Raw genomic sequence first — 17,956 nt, 5'->3', positions numbered from 1 at the left:
TCAATGTGAAGATAAAAAGTTTGTATGAGGCTGGCTTTTGCATTTATTCCTTTAAAGAACTTAAAATTTATTAGAAATGAATAAAAAGTTTAAATATACAATATTTTGATAATTTTTTGGCGAATTTTCATATATGGGAGGAATTACTATAAAACCTACTGAATAATAATCAATATTAAATCAAAGGAGGATTATTTATGGGGAGTGTAGGTACAGGTGCATTTGGAACATTTGGTGATGCTAAAAGATATGATAAAGAAAGATGTCTCAGAGAATTACCAGAAATTGAACTACAAGAGGTAGCACATTCTGAATATTATACTGCTGAAGGGGAAGTTCCAAATATTTTTACTGCTGTTTATGTTGCTGAAAAAACTAAAAATGGGCGCTTACAGGTATTACTTGCAGATGATGAACGTGAAATTGGTTTATTACCGTCTGACTTTAATTATTTGTTAACATGCTTAAGTAAAGGTCATAGATATTCAGGCACCATAGTATATAGTGAAGATAGTCATTTTCCAAAGATAGTGGTGAATTTGGATGCAAAATAAAAAGCGGATATTAGTTATTGGTGAAGTTTATACTGATAATCATATTGATCAAAATATAGTTAGATTAGGAGGGATATTTCACTCTGCAAGAATGTTATCTGCAATAAAAGGAGATTTTGGTTTGGCAGCGATTTTGCCCTCCTATTTATTAAAAGATTTTGAGCATTTCAGTGATAAATTAAATGCAAGTTCTAAAAAGGTAATTGGTGAAATAAAATATTCGCCAAATATAATAAACATAAATGAATCTAAAGAGATTGGCTCTCAGGGATACCAAGATATATTACGAGATCAAGCTGAAATTAAATTGAATTTAGAGAAATTAAATGACCAAATATTAGAATTTAAACCGACGGATATAGTTATATATCCAGGAAAATATGATCTACAGAGTATATTGAAATTATTAATGCAACAAAAGGAAAAACTCAAGATCCATATAGATTTCCAATATTCATCATCCCTCTCGAATTTATTGAATAGCATTGAGCAAAAAATTGAGACTATAATTTTATCAACCTCATCTAATTTATTTGAAGAAGTTGGTAGTAATTTATTAAATTTGATAACTTCTAGAATATCTGATATAGCAAATTTCATTTTACTAAAAGAAAATAGAGGCGGGTCTACATTAATCGATACCTCTACACAAGAAATTTTTGAAGCACCTGCTTATTTGGCGATTAATGAACATTCTGTAGGGATAGGTGATTGTTACAACGTAGCATACATAAGCTTGAATGATAAATACTCGCATGTTGAAGCATTGAAGCTAGCTTCATATTACTCAAGTGAATATGCTGTTACCTATGATTATGAGCTTTTTGAAAGAAATATTGGATTAACTTCAAAAACAGAAATTATATCTCTTAAGGGTGTTAGACTTCCATGGGATATTAGGAAGGAAAAACATATTTATATTGCAGGGCCAGATTTCCCTAACAATGATAGACGCTATTTTGAGGAAATAGAACTGGCATTAAAATATCATAACTTTGTTCCTCATAGGCCAATTATTGAGAATGGATTGTACACTGGACAGGAAGAATATCATGTGCAACAACAAATCTATAATAAAGATTTAGAATTGTTGGAAAAGTCAGAATTGATGATAGCGGTTTTACTAGAGAACGATCCTGGGACGCTAGTGGAAATCGGCTGGATGAATAAAAAGGGTAAACCAATTATATTATTTGATCCGTTTAATATTGCACATAATCTGTTTTTAAAGAAAAGTGTAACATGTATAGTGAAAACTATGGATGAGGTAATTTACCAAGTATTTAAATTATTAAATACAGATAACGGTAGGACAAGTAATTATTATGATTCGTTGTTATTAATGTCAGGTGGACTAGATTCTACAACTTTGGCTTATGATTTAATTTCAAAAGGAAAAAAGGTATTACCTATATTCATTGATTATGGACAGCATTTTAAAGATAGAGAACTATCAAGTTTAATAGAAGTTATTCCCAAAAAATTAAAAGCACACTTGAGAATTATTAATATTAGTGATATTTACAAATTTTCCACATCTAATATGATTTTAGAAGCAAATTTATGGATTAATGAAATTAGTGCTGATGACTTATATTTGCCTTATCGTAATCTATTATTTTTAGCCATTGCGAGTTCCATTGCTCAAAGTGAAAAAATAGATGAAGTATACTCTGCATTTATTAACTCAAATCATGCTAAGGAAATAGATTGTTCGACTGAGTTTTTCGATAAATTAGAAGGGGTTTTATCAGAATACGGGTCTGTAAAAATTGTTTTGCCATATAGAGAATTAGAGAAATATGATGTGATTTTAAAAGGCAAGGAGTTGAATGTCCCAATGGCGATAACCTATTCTTGCCAAACAAATAGTAAAGTTCCATGTGGAGTATGCCCTAACTGTATTGATAGAGAGGAGGCTATATCTAATTTCTCTAAAGTACAAGTTAAGCATTAATAGAAGGCTAATAAAACTTCTAATCAAGTCCGAGAATGAAGGTTCATTATATTTAAGAGAAAATTACATTAGTTTATATTTTAAAAGCGCCTTATAGAACTTGAAAAACGATGTATCTAAATCATGTAGTTTTTCACATTCTAAACATTCAACAGTGGGGGAAGTTTAATCCTATCTCCGTAAGCTTAAATTTAGGTTTTTCCATTTGGGGTCAAACTGTGGGTCAGGCTTTAAAACAGGTGCTGAAAAACCATTGAAAACACTGGTATTTCAGCACTTTTTATATTTTCCGTTTCAAGACCCGCCGTCTACATAATACAATTTCATTAAGTTTCAATGAACGTCAAAACTCTTGTACATCAAGGGTTTTTTATTTTTGTCCATTTCATTGAGTGGTATTTAAATTTAAACAATGGCATTTAAAGTGGCCTGATTGATATGGTATTCTTTCCGTTATTCAAAGATATGTCAGAAGAAGTCAAAAACCTTAAAATCCACGCACAAGAACTTCATGATATGGTAAAAAACATGAAACTCAACACTCAACATTAGTCAGCATTTACAAATTGATAAATAAATCCTTAAAGGCATCTGAATAAATAGTATGAGTATTTTGGCTTTTGTTTAGGAATATTGTTATGTGTTTATTCCAAATTTACTATGTATTTATTCACATGCTCCATGGTAAAATATAAAATTAATGGAACCTATCTTTGGTTTTATTATTAAGTAAGGTGGCCTTTTTATAATGTATATTTTTAATTTGTCAAATGGAGTATTATTGTTTTTTTTAAAAGGAGAATCATGAAGAAAAAGTTATTATTACTAATAGTTGTTTTAACTATTGCGATCAATAATAGTTACTTCGCAAAGAATGTTTATGCAACTGAAATAGTTTTTAAAGATGTGGATCAAAAGCATTGGGCAGCAAAGGAAATCCAATACTTATATGAACAAAACATTATTCAAGGAGATCCAGATGGGGGTTTTGCACCTAATGACCAATTAACTCGTTTACAAATTGCGTTAATGGTTACGAGAGCGAAGGGATACAGTGTGATTGATCGACCAGACCCGCAGTTGGTTGACGTAAAAAATGAAGATGTTCATTTCGATATCATTTCTGCAGCCATGGCTGAAGGGGTTTTTGATGATGTTGTAAAGGGGCATAAATTTAAACCGAACGCATTTGTGACAAGGGCGGAAATGTCATCGATTCTGTCAAGAGCCTTTGAATTAAGTGGTATTTCTTCGGTTGAATTTAAGGATGTCACAACGAACGATTGGGCATATTCGTCTATTCAGGCATTAGTGAAAAATGAAATTGTTTTTGGTTTTGCGGATGGGACGTTTCAACCAGAACGCTTTTTAACGAGAGCAGAATTTGCAGTGATGATGGCGAGGGTATTAGATGAAACGTATCGTGTAGCACCAGAGCCAAAAGCGCAAGTCCCTGTAAAAGAACCAGAAAAGAAACCTCAGCTAAATAAAATGTACATAACGGTTCCAATTGTTAAGCAAAATCCAGAATTGCCAAATGGCTGTGAAATAACCTCTTTAACAGCGGTCTTAAACTATTATGGATTTTCAACAAGCAAAATGGAAATGGCCAATAATTATTTACCGAAGGAATCATTTGCCTATCAGAATAATAAAAGATACGGTCCGAATCCTTATAAAGCGTATGCAGGAGACCCTCGTTTAGGGACAGGCTTCTTTTCGTATGCACCTCCGATTGTTGCCGCTGCTGAAAACCTTTTCGTCGGAAGAACGACAAAATATACAGCAACTGATGTAAGTGGAAAGGGAAAAGAGTTTTTCTATGAGAAAATTAATCATAACGTTCCAGTAGTCATTTGGGTAACCTTGGATTTAAGTACACCGAAAGTATCGTATTCTTGGTACTTAAGTGATACAAAGGAATATTTTAAAGCACCAATTAATCTACATGCTGTTGTGCTAGTTGGCTATAATGAGTTCAATAATATCGTTCAGGTGATGAACCCGCTAAAAGGAAGAGTCTCACTAAATGCCAATAAGTTTTTTCAGAGCTATAAAGAACTTGGAAGTCACGCGATGGTTGTTGAGAGAATTGAATAGAGTGGAAAAGGTTTGAAGGTCGTCTAAGTAAGCATTTACTTCTTCAACTGCTACAATTACGTTTCAAAACAGGATTTTCCTTTAACCATGTATTACATGATTAAAGGAAGGTCTTTTTTGTGGTTAGAATTATTGAGTTGATAGACGACATCAAGATGACTCAAGAAATCGTTGGTTGTAAACCGAAGTACATGCAGATATGTATGTGGCGCTTGAAGCGTTAGCAGGATTTTATGTAATGAAGTAAAAGAAATTGAAGCAGTAGAAGTCATTCATATTTAAAGGGACAGCTTAGTTTTAGTTCATGATTCTAAGTCTGTCCCATTTTTATTTTTATTAGGTGAGGTTTTATATTGAATAACCCCACTCATTAAATTGCTAACTTTGATTTAACTAGTATACCTCTTCAACTTCGTAAGTAAATTCTGTTAAACTTTTCGCATCAAATTTTATGTGAATTTCTCTTGGCCCTTTGTTTCCGTATAAATCAGTCCATAATACATCCTCTTCAGCAATTAGTGAGTACTCTACAGGTAACTCATTTTTTCCTATTCCGAACACGAAACTAAACATGTTTCCAATTGGAACAATATCAGATTTATCCATCAATCCGTTACCTCTAATATTACTTGCGATATTATCGGTTTTTTTAAATTTAAAAGATAAATTTTGTAATGTTTCAGGAATACTTATATCTTTATCAAAATAGATTCTTAAGTATGTTGTCCCATGATGGTTTTCTTGAAATTCCATTTTTTCAATTACTGGCTTTGCTGAATCTTTTTTAAAATTAATCTTTTGATTATGAGATGAATTTGGTTTTTCCGATTCTAATATGTTTATTTGGATTTCATGTGATCCAATAAAACGTTGATTCAAATATACTTTATGAACAGTCATTGGTTCAAGTTCCGTATGCGTTACATGATTAACAGTTTTTCCGTCAATTTTAATGCTATATTGAGAAAAGTTGGGTTCATTAAAATATATAAGTAAATAATCTTCTTTAAATGTTTCAACGTTTAAGATTTTTAGATTAGGATTATTTGGTTTTACTGAGCTTTGAGTATCATTTTTATCAATCATTTCTGTAGTATTATTGCTTTGCATAACTCGATTTAAAAATGCGCTAAATTGCGCTCTAGTTAATGAGTTTTTTGGTTTGAACGTTTTATTTTCATACCCCTTTGTAATGCCTAAAGAATATAAAATTGAAATATGCTTAGAATATTCATAGGAAGATGGAACATCACTAAAAGGAGTGGTAATAGTTGATGCTGTTAAATTAAACCCATTTACTAATATTTGTGCCATTTCACCTCTTGTAATAGGGTCATTTGGCTTAAAATATTGTTTTTTTGTAAATAGGCCTAAATTTGTTGCTGTAGATATTTCTTTATAAGCTGGATGATTTTCAGGAACATCCTTATAACCGGGATTGGTCACTTTAGATGTGGGAAACTCTAATGCTCGTGCCATCATTATAGCAACTTGAGCTCTTGTTACAGTCCCATTGGGTTTAAATGAGTTGTCTGAATAACCTTTAATAATCCCATTGCTCGATAGAAATTCGATATCTTGGTAATTTTGGTGGGTGGCAGGGACATCTTTAAATGTCGAACCAAATGCAACTGGGATGTTAAAAATAAATACTGTTAAAATTAAAACGGGTAATAATTTTTTTAGCATAGTATCCTCCGATAGAAAATATTGTGTAGAATAAAATATAAAATAAACATTAATGGTGGGTCAGGTATAAATGAAAGAGTTGCAGGCTGATATACTTGCCGTATTGTTCATGTTGAAAATGACCGAAAATACAATGAAGCAGTAGTTTAGATAATTCTCAAAATGCGTTTAATACCATATTAGGGTGCTTATTCACACTTAAGACATTGGACTTTTTGTCAAAGGATCCTGATGAGGTATCTAAGGACGAGTACCCCTATGTCGGTTTGGAATACTTTGGGATTTTAGTTCCCACCCCAAAGATCAAGAATCCCCGCAGCCTTTGCCTCTTCATACGTGTATTCTTTTCCGTTGATGATGTATTTTTTGTAACTCGATGAAGGAACCCCATTGATTTTCATTAATTCAGATAACGATTCAGGATTCCAAGGGGCGTAGCTGACGCTGTCTCCTTTGAAAACTTTATCGAAAACCGCTACTCCCGATTTATATACACCATAGAAATCATCAGCGTACCATACCCCATCTAACTCAATAATTAAAAACCCATGTTGTAGCGCAGGTGAAGTGACAACGGCCGTATTGTACCCTAAGGTGTCCCAAAGAACCTGCTGGGCATAAGCAGTTGCGTCACAATCTACATCCTTTTTGATGAAATAGTCGTGTGCACTATTAGGGGGTCCTGCAAGGCTATAACTCTCTGTCATAAAGTGTTCAACATAATATGAAGCTGCTATATATTTTGAAAGCGTTTCGAAAGAAATACCATTATCAAGTAATTCCTTGTATTCTGAACTATACCCGATAGCTGTTGAATTTTCCTTCGTTCGAGCTGCGGGGTTGTTGCGGTCACGTATGATTTCAATTTCCCCGTTCATGTATTTCTCTAGTACTTGTAAATCATATTCTAGGTCCAAGTTATAATATTCAACTTTAGTTTTTAAAACGTCAGTGAGAGTCTTACCAGCTAGCATCTTGTTGACGAAGTTCATGACCTCATCGTACTCTTGTTGGTTTTTGACGTTGTATGTGTGATTCTTGTAGGATACCTTGATGCCGTTATATGCGAATTTCTTGGATGTGTCGAACCTGCCGTGTAGGTTTGAGTAATCATACTTTGTGTGCTCGTATTTTGGCGGTGCTTGGTTTGGGTTTTTGGTGTTACTGCTTTTGTTTACGTTCTTTAATGGTGCTTTTACCTTTGTGTTTACAGCAGCTACCTGTTTTGCTTGTGTGCCCTCATAATAAGTTAAGGTTTCTACAAAGTCATTTGATTCTGCTTTTGCTACCTTCTCATCCATTTGTGAGTATAAGCTTATAACCAACGAACCCATTACTACACCTTTTAGGCTGGATTTAATATATCTTTTATAGGACATTCTGCTGTATCTCTCCTTCGTTATCATTCAATAATCTATGAATTTTATTCTATAGAGTAGGATAAATAAAGTAAAGGTGGTTTTTTTTACATATCAAAATTATTATTTAGTAGACTTAAGATCTTATCTATTAAAGGATATATATTTTTTCATACGTACAACACACTTTAATCTCTGCTCTTTCGTGATACGTTGCACTTTTTTATGATTCACATTTTGCTCACGATTCAACTAGCTCGTCACAAATACAGTGATAGCCAAAAGGCCCTTTTATTCTTCATAAATCGCCTAAATGATGTATACTACTTACATTTTCTTTTATATCGATACTTCGAAATCTCTCACTAAACTCCTTTACTAAACCAGGATTAATTGAAGAAATTAATGAATTACTGCCAGTCATTTCTCATTTGAAAGTGCTACTTTTTTATTAAGTTACTAGGAAGATAGATTTATTCTATATTTGATAAACTAATACTAATTATCAATATTTTGGGATGTTAGAATATTCTGATATTAGTATTGGCTAATTTGTGATAAATTGGAAATATCACACTGAACAGAAAGTGTGTCAACTAAAGGCAGAGAGGGAGATGAGATTTGAAAAAGTTTAAGCTTATGAAGTTCTTAAGTAGTATTCTTGCTTTCGTTTTGGTGCTTTCTCTATTGGTTCCATTGTCAAGTGCTAGTGCTGAAGAATCGAAACCATTCAAGCAGGATAGTCAAAGTGAAAGTATGATTCAACTAAAGGCGGCTATCGCTGAACAGTTAAGCTTGTCTAAAGATGGTCCAACTCTTCACGAAAGCTTACAAAATGTATCAGGTAATCAAGATGTTGCAGTCATCGTTCATTTATCTGAAAAGCCTGTGGCACTAGAGCAAGGAATAAGTGAAGTCAAAGGCCAAAGATTCTCTAATGCCCGAGCAAATGAAGTTCGTTCAAATGTAAAAGCACAACAAGCAAAAGTTAAAAAAGAGTTAGCTACTAAAAAAGTTCAGATGACTCAAGGATACACATTTGATACTGTTTTAAACGGTTTTGCGGCAACTGTGAAAGCAGATGATATCCCGAAACTGCTTACAGTAGAAGGAATTACATTAATCGAACCTGATGCAATTGTTTACGCATCAGAAGATAATACGATGAAATCATCGGAACTTATTAAGGAAGATCCATTAGAAGCTCAAATGAATACAAGTAATTCTTTCCTTGGCATCGAACAGCTTTGGAAGGAAGGATTTGAAGGACAAGGAATAAAAGTAGCAGTATTAGATACTGGTATTGATGTAGATCACCCTGAGTTCGTTGGAATTTACAAAGGCGGAAAAAATTTCATTCCGAATTCAGCAACTTACACGAAGCCACGAGCAGATGATGATGCATCGGAAACATTGCCTTCGGAGCGTCCAGTCGGGACACCTGAATTTAATGAAAAGGGAAGCGCATTCTATACGTCTCACGGTACACATGTTGCTGGAACAATTGCAGCAATCGGAGCTAACGAATTCGGTATTAAAGGGATTGCTCCAAAAGTAGACCTTTATGCTTACCGTGTTCTTGGGGCATACGGAAGTGGAGCTTCATCTGGTATTGTTAAAGCAATTGAAACTGCTGTTATAGAAAATATGGACGTTATCAACCTTTCACTTGGCGGGGGAGCTAACTCTGAAACGGATGCTGGTTCATTTGCTATCAATAATGCAATGATGGCTGGAACAATCGGAGTAATTGCAACAGGGAACGATGGTCCAAATCGCGGAACAATGGGCACGCCTGCAACCTCTCGTTTAGGAATTGCTGTTGGTAACACAACGTATCCTGAAACAATGTATAACGGGGAAGTGAATGTTACAGTTGGCGATTACAATTTAACAAAACAGCTTCCATTAATGGCAACGACTTTTGGGAAAAACGTAGCAACACAGCTTCAAGGAGAATTTGACCTAGTTGCTGTTCCTGGAAACGGGGAAGTAAAAGACTTTGAAGGAATTGATGTAAAAGGTAAAGTGGCATTGATTTCTCGTGGCAGTATCGCATTCGTTGATAAAATTGCGAATGCAAAGGCAAATGGAGCAGTCGCAACAATTATTCATAACTTTGCTGGTGGAACGAATGCACCGGACATTTCAGGCACATTCCTTGGCGATTCATTTGAATTTTTGCCAACATTTGATATGTCCCAAACGGATGGCGCTACAATTCGCGCTGCATTAGCAGGCGGAACCGGAAAAGTAAGTTTTAGTAAATTTGCTTCCACAAATTCACTGGGAGATGACATATACTCTTCAAGTTCACGTGGACCATCTACACCAAACTTTGATATTAAACCAGATGTAAGTGCACCTGGAACAAACATTATGTCAACGATTCCAATGTATAAAAAAGATTTCCCTGATGCAGATTATGGGGAAGCATATGGTCGTAAAACAGGAACTTCTATGGCAACACCGCATATTGCAGGTATTGTTGCATTAGTTAAACAAGCAAATCCTGATTGGAACGCGTTCGATGTAAAAGTGGCGCTTTCTAATACAGCAAAGGTTTTAGATAAAACAAAATACGATGTGTTTTCTCAGGGTGCAGGGCGTGTAAATGCTTATGCAGCAGTTCATCCGGAAATCCTTGCCTATGCAATTGATAGCGCAATTTTAGATGGAACTGGTGCAGTTTCAGAAAACTTGAAAGGTACAGTTACTTTCGGTCCACAACCACTTAAAGACCGAGATATTTCTGTAACGAAACAAGTTTTAGTAAAAGATATTAAAGGGAACGGCGGCAATTATAACGTATCAATTGATGTGACAAAAACATTCGGTGATGCAACTGTTACAGTAGATCAGCCGACGTTTAATCTAGTTGGCGAGCAAGTTTTAAATATTACATTAACTGCTTCACAAGCTACGGCACCAAACGGCTCTGAAATACTAGGGTATATTTACATCAACGGCGGAGCTACAGAAATTTCATTGCCATTTGCAGCTGACTTTGGCGGCGCGGCAGTAACTGAACTTAAAGATTTTAAGATTACAGAAACAGATTTATCCTTTAACGGAGATGGAGTGAAAGACTCAGCTGTACTTTCATTCACATTAACTGGAGATGTAACAACTAACTATATCGAGCTTTGGGATATTATGAATCCTGAAGGTGGGGAATACGGAGATGGTTACATTGGTTATCTACATGCAGGTACTGCGCTAGGAAAAGGCTCTTACACGCTGAATATTGGCGGGCAGTACAAACCATGGGGAACAAAACCTGCCACAACGATTCCAGATGGGTTGTATACAATTGACTTCACCGGTCTTGCAGCAACAGGAGTAGTTTCCGATTATGTTGGACCAATTGTCGTGAAAACGACTAAACCAGAAATTACTGGTTCAGTAGCTAAAGGTGTCGCTACAGGACAGGTAACAGATAAGTATATCGACTACAATAAAGAGTTATATTTATACGGTTTAAATTACAATTTAAATGATAAATTAAAAGCTTCCTATATTTCGACGGTAAATGGCGAAGTACAAGCGCCGGTTGCTTTTGAATTAAATCAAGACGGTAGCTTCACATTCCCAATAACAGCAGAAACTAATGCTGTATCAGTCATAATTAATGACGCTGCCGGGAATGTTGGTGAAGCAATGATTTATAAAAAAGATGTAGTAGAACCAGTAGTAGCACTTTCTGTAAATCCAACTGAGCTAGACCTAACAGCTGGAGAATCTGCACAACTTAAGGTAACAGAAACGTCAACACCTGCAGAAGGTGGTGCAACAGAGGAAGACGTAACTTCAAAAGCTACTTATGTTGTTGGAGATGAAAATGTTGCAACAATAGTAAATGGATTAGTAACTGCAGTAGGTGAGGGCACGACTACAATTACTATTTCATACGGTGATAATGAAGTTACTATAAATGTTACAGTTAAAGAACCTGTTGTAGAAGTACCAATAGTAACACTAGTAATTGACCAAGCTCAGGTTGAAACTAGAATAGGTAAAGAAGTTACAGTTAAGATTACTGAAGTAACTACTTTTGATGGTAAAACAACAGAAAAAGATGTTACAAGGCTTGCAACCTACGAAGTAGCGAATGATAAAATAGCTACTGTAAAAGCAGGGGCTGTAAAAGGAAAAGGTCAAGGTAATACGACGATTACGGTAACGTATGGTGAGCACACACTAACATTTGATGTGTTGGTTGTAAAGCCAGGGAATGACAATGGCAATGGCAACGGCAACGGCAACGGCAATGGCAATGGCAATGGCAATGGCAATGGTAATGGTAATGGTAATGGTAATGGCAATGGCAATGAAATAATCGAGGTCGAGTTATAATTAATTTTAGTTCAAGCAAAAAGAGAAATCACTTTAAAAAAATTATCTCCTACTAAACTAACTGTGACATATTCGTTCTTGATTGTTACTTTCCAATATGAGCAGCTGCCATAATATCACAAAAAAGGGAGCATGGCTAAAATATAAGCCATACTCCTTTTTTTAAGGTTAGATTTAAATTTACTCTATTGTTGATTATTTTACTCCACTTAATTCGACTAAAATTTTGGATTGGTTTTTGTCGTTTGTTAACGCTTCAAAACCTTTTTCAACGATTTCATCTAACTTTATTTGACTTGTGATTATTCCTTGTGGATTTAGTTGACCAGTGCTCATTGCATCAATTGTTCTTTGGAACATTGTTGGTGTATAAACAATTGAAGATAAGACATTCACTCCAGTGTTTGTAAGATGAATTGGATTCCACTCGATTGGTCTCGCAAAAATAGAAATAATCATCATATTACCACGTGCTTTTGTTACATCAATAGCTTGTTTAAAAGTAGGCGCAACTCCAGCAACTTCAAAGGACACATCCACCCCATCTGGTACAATAGCTCGAACTGCTTGTACAGGATCTTCTTTACCAGAGTTAATAATATGGGTTGCACCTAATTCTTTCGCTTTTTCTAATCGATCATCAGATAAATCCAACACGATGACTTTACTTGCACCAGATGCTTTAGCAGCGATTACTGTTAATAATCCAATTGGTCCAGCACCGAAAACTGCAACTGAATCTCCTAAAGTAACTCCAGCATCTTTAACAGCTTGTACAGCTACAGCCATCGGTTCTACTAAAGCACCATCTTGTAATGTTAGGTTGTCAGCTAAACGATGTACATTTGATTCAGGTACGTTAGCATATGTTGCAAACCCACCATCTCCATGTAATCCGATGAAATTAAATCCATCATAGCGATCTAGATCTTCATGTTTCTTTCTATATGTTAATGTAGGATTGATTACCACACGGTCTCCTACTTTATAGTTTGTAACCATAGAACCAACTTCTTCGATTACACCAGCAAATTCATGCCCCATTGTCAGCGGTGCAATTTCTTTAGTTAAATCCGCTTTTTGATCAACAGGTATGAATACTGGTCCTTCTTGATATTCATGTAAATCACTTCCACAAATACCGGCCCATGCTACTTTTACTTTCACTTCATCTTCTCTTAAAGCTCGTAATTCAACATCTTCAACTCTAATATCTTTTACACCATGCCAAACTGCTGCTTTCATATACCTTGCCCCCAAACAATTTAATTAAAATGATGCCATAAAATAACACCTTTAATAGCCGTTCGTGCATGTTCAAAATTCGAGGCTTCTATACACTTGATAAACGTATGAATGGACATATGATAGGATTCAACTAGATTCATTTTCCATTTAGTTTGTGCTGCTACATTTGTAACAAATATGGTTTCTTTAAAGAAACGTAACATCGCAATATTTTCTGTAATAACAAAAAACAATTCTAACAAGTGGGCAAACGATACAACATATTCGTAAATATTTTCAACGGACTTTCTTTGTTTCATGGTTTCAAAACGAAGTAATAGTTCATTTTGTAAATCGGCATTCCATTTTGGTTCACACTTTGTAAGTGCAATATCCAACAAGTGATAAAGCGTCTCTAAATAATCCTTCAATTCCTGATCCGAAATGATTTTAACACTTACACCTTTATGCTGTATTTTTTCAACTACACCATCTTTTTGTAAAAGATATAGAGCCTCTCGGACAGGTGCATGACTTACTTGTAGCTCTTTTGCGATTTCCGATTCTATCAAACGCTGACCTTGTACATAATGACCTGAAAATATGCGAAATAATAATTGCTCTGCTATTTGTTCTGCAATTGTTTTTTTTGAAATTGAATTTTCACTAAATCCCATCAAACCACTCCAATAAATTTATATCTCTTTATTTTAATAGCTGGGTGTATAGAGTGGCTAGTAAAAATGTTATATATTATAGATTATCGATAATCTATATGTTATTTTAATATGAAATTTCGTTGCTTTCAATTATTTTGCTTTAGTTTGCCAGTTCCAACAATTTAACAGTACATGAGAATAGCAGTCACGGTTACTCATTAGCATCCTTAAATGGATATATCCATAACGGCTCGATTTCTAACCATTCTACAATTTCAGGCACACCTTCTAGGTACTTTCTCTCCATCTCCTTAACTGCTACACCAAACTGAGATGCATGTGCACCAAGCGCATCAAGTTTTCGTGAAGCGTATTTTTTGACTGAATTTAAAATGTCGGGAGGACCAATCTCTGCTTCATGGTTATTGGAGAAGGCAAATGCATGAAACGTTGGTCGTTTACTTGTTGGCATATCCGCTAGTGCTTCTACGACTGCTTCACCTGTTGCATTATGATCCGGGTGAACGGCATAACCAGGGTAAAAAGAGATGATTAATGTAGGATTCAATTCTTCTATAAGTTGTTGTACCATTTTTTTTAGTTTTCCAGGTGTTTCAAATTCAAGGGTCTTATCTCGATATCCCATCATACGGACATCTTTAATTCCTAAAATTTTGACAGCTTCTTTCAACTCTTGTTCCCGAATGGTACTTAGAGATTCACGTGTAGCAAAAGGAGGATTCCCCAGACCACGTCCCATTTCACCAAGTGTTAAGCACACATAGGTAAGAGGGGTTCCATTTTCAATATAGGACGAAATAGTACCAGGTACACAATATGACTCATCATCAGGATGAGGGAATATAACAAGGACATGGCGTTCTTTTTTCATTAATATCAACTCCTACATACATTCAACTTAGATTCTTTATTTTCCATTGTCTCTATAAATTATAATTTTTCTAAAATAGCAAAATGAACTTGTATTCATTTCACTACACGATTTTCAGCACCTTAAACTGAAAATCGGCATCCATTGTTTTTGTTCATCCCTTATAGATTTTCATCAAATGAAAATTAAGGTGTGTATTATTATTATAATAGGTCTCCTAATTTTATCATCATCCATTTATTCAATTCTTTTACCAACCATTTAACTAATATTTACAAAAAATGAATAATCTCAAATAAAAAATCCAATCGTTTTGATAAATCTTCATTTCAAAACAATTGGATTATTTCAATGTAAAATCAGTAATTTCATGCAGTTTTTTTTGCCGGATATCCAATAAGAATGGCGATGACTCCGCAAATTCCTATCAAGATTGGATAGAATGAGTATTGCAACATGCTCACTGGCGATATTCCGGCTACGCTTGCGGCTGCCAGGAATTGGGCTCCATATGGTAGAAGACCTTGGATCGTGCAGGAGAAAATATCTAATATACTTGCGGACTTTCTTGGCTCAATTCCATACTGGTCAGCAATATTTTTTGCAAGCGGACCAGCAATTAAAATAGCAATGGTATTATTGGCCGTAGATAAATTTGTTAGGCCAACAAGGCCGGCAATGCTAAATTCAGCACCTTTTTTCGATTTAATTCTTCGTGTTGCAAGGCGAAGCAGGAAGTCAATTCCTCCGTTAAACTTAATAACTTCCACCATGCCAGCTATTAATATTGCAAGAAATGCCATTTCATACATACCTGACATTCCTTCGCCAATCTTTTGCAAAAGGCTCATTAATTGATAGCTACCATCCGCTAAGCCAACAACCCCGGCTAGCACAATGCCAAATGCCAGAACAAGGAAAACATTCATTCCTGCTAGCGCAAAAACAATCACGAAAACATAGGGAACAATTTTTATCCAACTATAGCTTAAATGTTCTACTTGTGCCGTTCCACCCATTGTAATAAGCCCCAAAATAATGCTTGTTACAATCGCAGCAGGCAACACAATCCAAAAATTCATCTTAAATTTATCTTTCATTTGTGCGCCTTGTGAACGAACGGCAGTAATGGTTGTATCTGATATAAAGGATAAATTATCGCCAAACATTGAACCACCAACAATCCCTGCCATTACTAAAGCCATGGAAAATTCGGTATATTCGCTTATCCCAACTCCAATTGGCGCCAGCGCAACTATCGTTCCTACCGATGTCCCCATCGACAGGGAGATAAAGCAGGCAATGATGAATAAGCCTACGACAAGCAGGTTTGGCGGAACGGCTGATAAAGCAAAGTTAACAGTGGAGTCCACTGCCCCCATGCCTTTTGCTACCTCTGAAAAGGCCCCAGCCAAGAGAAAAATAACAACCATCAGCATGACATTTAAATTTCCTGCGCCTTTACAAAAAATATCAACCTTTCGCGAAAACGATTCTTTTCGATTCATCGACAGAGCTACAGCGCCCGAAATGGCAATAGCAACAATGACGGGGAAGGCGTAAAAATCACCTGTAATAACCCCTGAACCAATAAATAAAATTAAAAAAACAACAAATGGGATCAGCGCCCATGGATTCTCTTTCTTCATTGTTCTACCTCCAAAAAATAAAAATGGACAGCATAGTTTGTCCATTTTTTTCTAAAAAAAGACCTCATCTTGAAACAACAAGAAGAGGTCTTATATCTATAAAACACTCCTCTTATCTATCAAGCCATTGCTTGCTGGATTTGGCACAGTAACTTAGTCACTAAGTTCCGCTGCCGAGATTTCGTAGGGCCAGTCCCTCCATCTCTCTTGATAAGAAGAAAAACTATTATTTTTTTGCACAATAGTATTATCCTATAATAAATAATCTATATTTGCAATGTGTTTTAAGTAAACCGTAAAAAAATTCACAAAAAGGTCCTCGTTAAGGCCATCACTGAAAAAAAGAGAGGACCGATCCATGGAGTACTAAATATAGCGTTAAAAAAGAGAAAGACTTAGAGTAAATATACTGTTCAATAAATTTTTCTCAAAGCACGATATTTTTAATACTTTCCTTTTTTATTTAGAGATAATAAATAACAGACAAATGCTGATATAGAAGCATTTGTCTGTTATATTAGTGTTCTTCACAAAGGGGGGTGGGTCCTATAAATAAAAAGAGGATGCAACAAGCATGATAGTTAGCTACTTATTTCATTTCAACTTACAATATAACTAAGAAAACGCCCTAGCTGCTTTACAAAAAAAGTCACTTTCAGTTCTACAATAGAGATTGTTCAAGCCTCTATTTAAGAAAGGAAAGTGACTAGAATATAAGTTTCTCTTTTAATAAAGGTTATTACCAAAAATGCAAAATGGCTCCCTATCCAGTATAAACACTTTCACATGTATCAGGTGCTGGTTCATAGAAGCAATGATTTTTAAATTGACCAGTAAAAGGTTGACCGTACCATGTTGGAGGACATGGTGCGTATGGATTGAAATACCATAATGCATATTTCGCTGGATGCTGTCTCCAATAATCCAAAGTCAGTTTGGCTAATCTTCTTTCGGAAGATCGAGCTCTTTGGTAAAATAAATTCCCTTTTTGAACAGCTTCAAAAGAATAATTTCCTCCCTGTACCTGATAAATGACATCATTAATCGTTCTTAAATCTTTAAAGTCTGGACAATCTGCTATAACACGATTCACAATGACATTGCCAACATATAGCATTCCTTGGTTTCCTTCACCTACCGCTTCAGCTCTCATCATCCTTGCCACTAAGGAAATGTCATTATCAATGTATTTTACTCTTGGCATTTTTTCACCTCCAAGATATAGTATGAAAAAAAAGCCTGCATTATTGCCATTTGAACTTTTAACCGCAGCAACAACTTAAAAGAGGCTGGGACAAAACCTCAATAATTAACAAAGAAGCCCGAGAAATTTTACGAACAGTAAAATTTCTCGGGCTTTGTATTTAAACATAAAAATTTTGATAAAAAGAAAAGGACATCTTCTGATAAAATTAAAGTGACCAAACCATAACCAATCAGAAAGAAGTGTCCTTATGTTTAAAAATTATAACATGAATCAAGTTGTTTTACCGCTAGATTTAGAAATAAAACTTC

At 35.1% G+C, this 17,956-nt stretch carries 11 protein-coding genes, 1 pseudogene and 1 riboswitch; of the genes and pseudogenes, 4 read left to right on the top strand and 8 right to left on the bottom strand.

All coding sequences use genetic code 11. The features are described from left to right. Positions 1-197 precede the first annotated feature (197 nt). From ACIQXF_RS08305 to ACIQXF_RS08295, 3 genes are all read left to right on the top strand, one after another. Positions 198-554: a hypothetical protein gene (locus ACIQXF_RS08305; protein WP_096364866.1), complete on the top strand. Its 357-nt coding sequence runs from the start codon at positions 198-200 to the stop codon at positions 552-554. Next, the gene (locus tag ACIQXF_RS08300; protein ID WP_402781332.1) at positions 544-2,511 is read left to right on the top strand and encodes a 7-cyano-7-deazaguanine synthase; all 1,968 of its coding nucleotides are present in this window, start codon (positions 544-546) and stop codon (positions 2,509-2,511) included. The genes ACIQXF_RS08305 and ACIQXF_RS08300 overlap by 11 nt, the downstream gene beginning before the upstream one ends. Positions 2,512-3,315: 804 nt before the next feature. Then, on the top strand, positions 3,316-4,611 hold the full coding sequence (locus tag ACIQXF_RS08295; protein WP_402781329.1) for an S-layer homology domain-containing protein: 1,296 nt from the start codon (positions 3,316-3,318) through the stop codon (positions 4,609-4,611). A 393-nt stretch (positions 4,612-5,004) separates the two neighbouring features. Here the strand turns inward: ACIQXF_RS08295 and ACIQXF_RS08290 are convergent, their stop codons facing one another. From ACIQXF_RS08290 to ACIQXF_RS08280, 3 genes and pseudogenes are all read right to left on the bottom strand, one after another. After that, the gene (locus ACIQXF_RS08290) at positions 5,005-6,300 is read right to left on the bottom strand and encodes an S-layer homology domain-containing protein (RefSeq protein WP_402781326.1); all 1,296 of its coding nucleotides are present in this window, start codon (positions 6,298-6,300) and stop codon (positions 5,005-5,007) included. A 284-nt stretch (positions 6,301-6,584) separates the two neighbouring features. Further along, a complete protein-coding gene (locus ACIQXF_RS08285) occupies positions 6,585-7,601 on the bottom strand; it encodes a hypothetical protein (protein WP_402781323.1) in 1,017 nt (338 codons plus the stop codon). A 210-nt stretch (positions 7,602-7,811) separates the two neighbouring features. Continuing rightward, positions 7,812-7,967: pseudogene (locus ACIQXF_RS08280) on the bottom strand (IS3 family transposase); the annotation flags it as partial. 312 nt (positions 7,968-8,279) lie between these two features. Here ACIQXF_RS08280 and ACIQXF_RS08275 point away from each other — a divergent pair. Continuing rightward, the gene (locus tag ACIQXF_RS08275; protein WP_402781320.1) at positions 8,280-12,014 is read left to right on the top strand and encodes a S8 family serine peptidase; all 3,735 of its coding nucleotides are present in this window, start codon (positions 8,280-8,282) and stop codon (positions 12,012-12,014) included. Between the two features lie 195 nt (positions 12,015-12,209). Here ACIQXF_RS08275 and ACIQXF_RS08270 read toward each other — a convergent pair whose 3' ends face one another. The 5 genes from ACIQXF_RS08270 to ACIQXF_RS08250 all read right to left on the bottom strand — a co-directional run bounded on the left by ACIQXF_RS08270 (position 12,210) and on the right by ACIQXF_RS08250 (position 17,645). Beyond that, a complete protein-coding gene (locus tag ACIQXF_RS08270; protein WP_402781317.1) occupies positions 12,210-13,259 on the bottom strand; it encodes a 2,3-butanediol dehydrogenase in 1,050 nt (349 codons plus the stop codon). Positions 13,260-13,279: 20 nt separating this feature from the next. Beyond that, on the bottom strand, positions 13,280-13,918 hold the full coding sequence (locus ACIQXF_RS08265; RefSeq protein ID WP_402781314.1) for a GntR family transcriptional regulator: 639 nt from the start codon (positions 13,916-13,918) through the stop codon (positions 13,280-13,282). A 193-nt stretch (positions 13,919-14,111) separates the two neighbouring features. Then, complete coding sequence (gene bshB2, locus ACIQXF_RS08260) at positions 14,112-14,792, bottom strand: bacillithiol biosynthesis deacetylase BshB2 (RefSeq protein WP_402781311.1); 681 nt, start codon at positions 14,790-14,792, stop codon at positions 14,112-14,114. A 368-nt stretch (positions 14,793-15,160) separates the two neighbouring features. Then, a complete protein-coding gene (locus ACIQXF_RS08255) occupies positions 15,161-16,441 on the bottom strand; it encodes a Na+/H+ antiporter NhaC family protein (protein WP_402781308.1) in 1,281 nt (426 codons plus the stop codon). A 109-nt stretch (positions 16,442-16,550) separates the two neighbouring features. Then, positions 16,551-16,658: riboswitch (SAM riboswitch) on the bottom strand. A 546-nt stretch (positions 16,659-17,204) separates the two neighbouring features. Continuing rightward, positions 17,205-17,645: a cell wall hydrolase gene (locus tag ACIQXF_RS08250; protein ID WP_402781305.1), complete on the bottom strand. Its 441-nt coding sequence runs from the start codon at positions 17,643-17,645 to the stop codon at positions 17,205-17,207. Positions 17,646-17,956 lie beyond the last annotated feature (311 nt).

Source organism: Lysinibacillus sp. NPDC097231 (assembly GCF_044761885.1).
In the GTDB taxonomy this organism is placed as follows: Bacteria; Bacillota; Bacilli; order Bacillales_A; family Planococcaceae; genus Lysinibacillus.
This window is presented reverse-complemented; position numbering and strand designations above follow the sequence as displayed.

Bases quoted from the DNA above. Each gene is read 5' to 3' on its own strand.
- ACIQXF_RS08305 (WP_096364866.1), top strand. From the start codon at position 198: ATGGGGAGTGTAGGTACAGGTGCATTTGGAACATTTGGTGATGCTAAA.
- ACIQXF_RS08300 (WP_402781332.1), top strand. From the start codon at position 544: ATGCAAAATAAAAAGCGGATATTAGTTATTGGTGAAGTTTATACTGAT.
- ACIQXF_RS08295 (WP_402781329.1), top strand. From the start codon at position 3,316: ATGAAGAAAAAGTTATTATTACTAATAGTTGTTTTAACTATTGCGATC.
- ACIQXF_RS08290 (WP_402781326.1), bottom strand. From the start codon at position 6,300: ATGCTAAAAAAATTATTACCCGTTTTAATTTTAACAGTATTTATTTTT.
- ACIQXF_RS08285 (WP_402781323.1), bottom strand. From the start codon at position 7,601: ATGGATGAGAAGGTAGCAAAAGCAGAATCAAATGACTTTGTAGAAACC.
- ACIQXF_RS08270 (WP_402781317.1), bottom strand. From the start codon at position 13,259: ATGAAAGCAGCAGTTTGGCATGGTGTAAAAGATATTAGAGTTGAAGAT.
- ACIQXF_RS08265 (WP_402781314.1), bottom strand. From the start codon at position 13,918: ATGGGATTTAGTGAAAATTCAATTTCAAAAAAAACAATTGCAGAACAA.
- bshB2 (WP_402781311.1), bottom strand. From the start codon at position 14,792: ATGAAAAAAGAACGCCATGTCCTTGTTATATTCCCTCATCCTGATGAT.
- ACIQXF_RS08255 (WP_402781308.1), bottom strand. From the start codon at position 16,441: ATGAAGAAAGAGAATCCATGGGCGCTGATCCCATTTGTTGTTTTTTTA.
- ACIQXF_RS08250 (WP_402781305.1), bottom strand. From the start codon at position 17,645: ATGCCAAGAGTAAAATACATTGATAATGACATTTCCTTAGTGGCAAGG.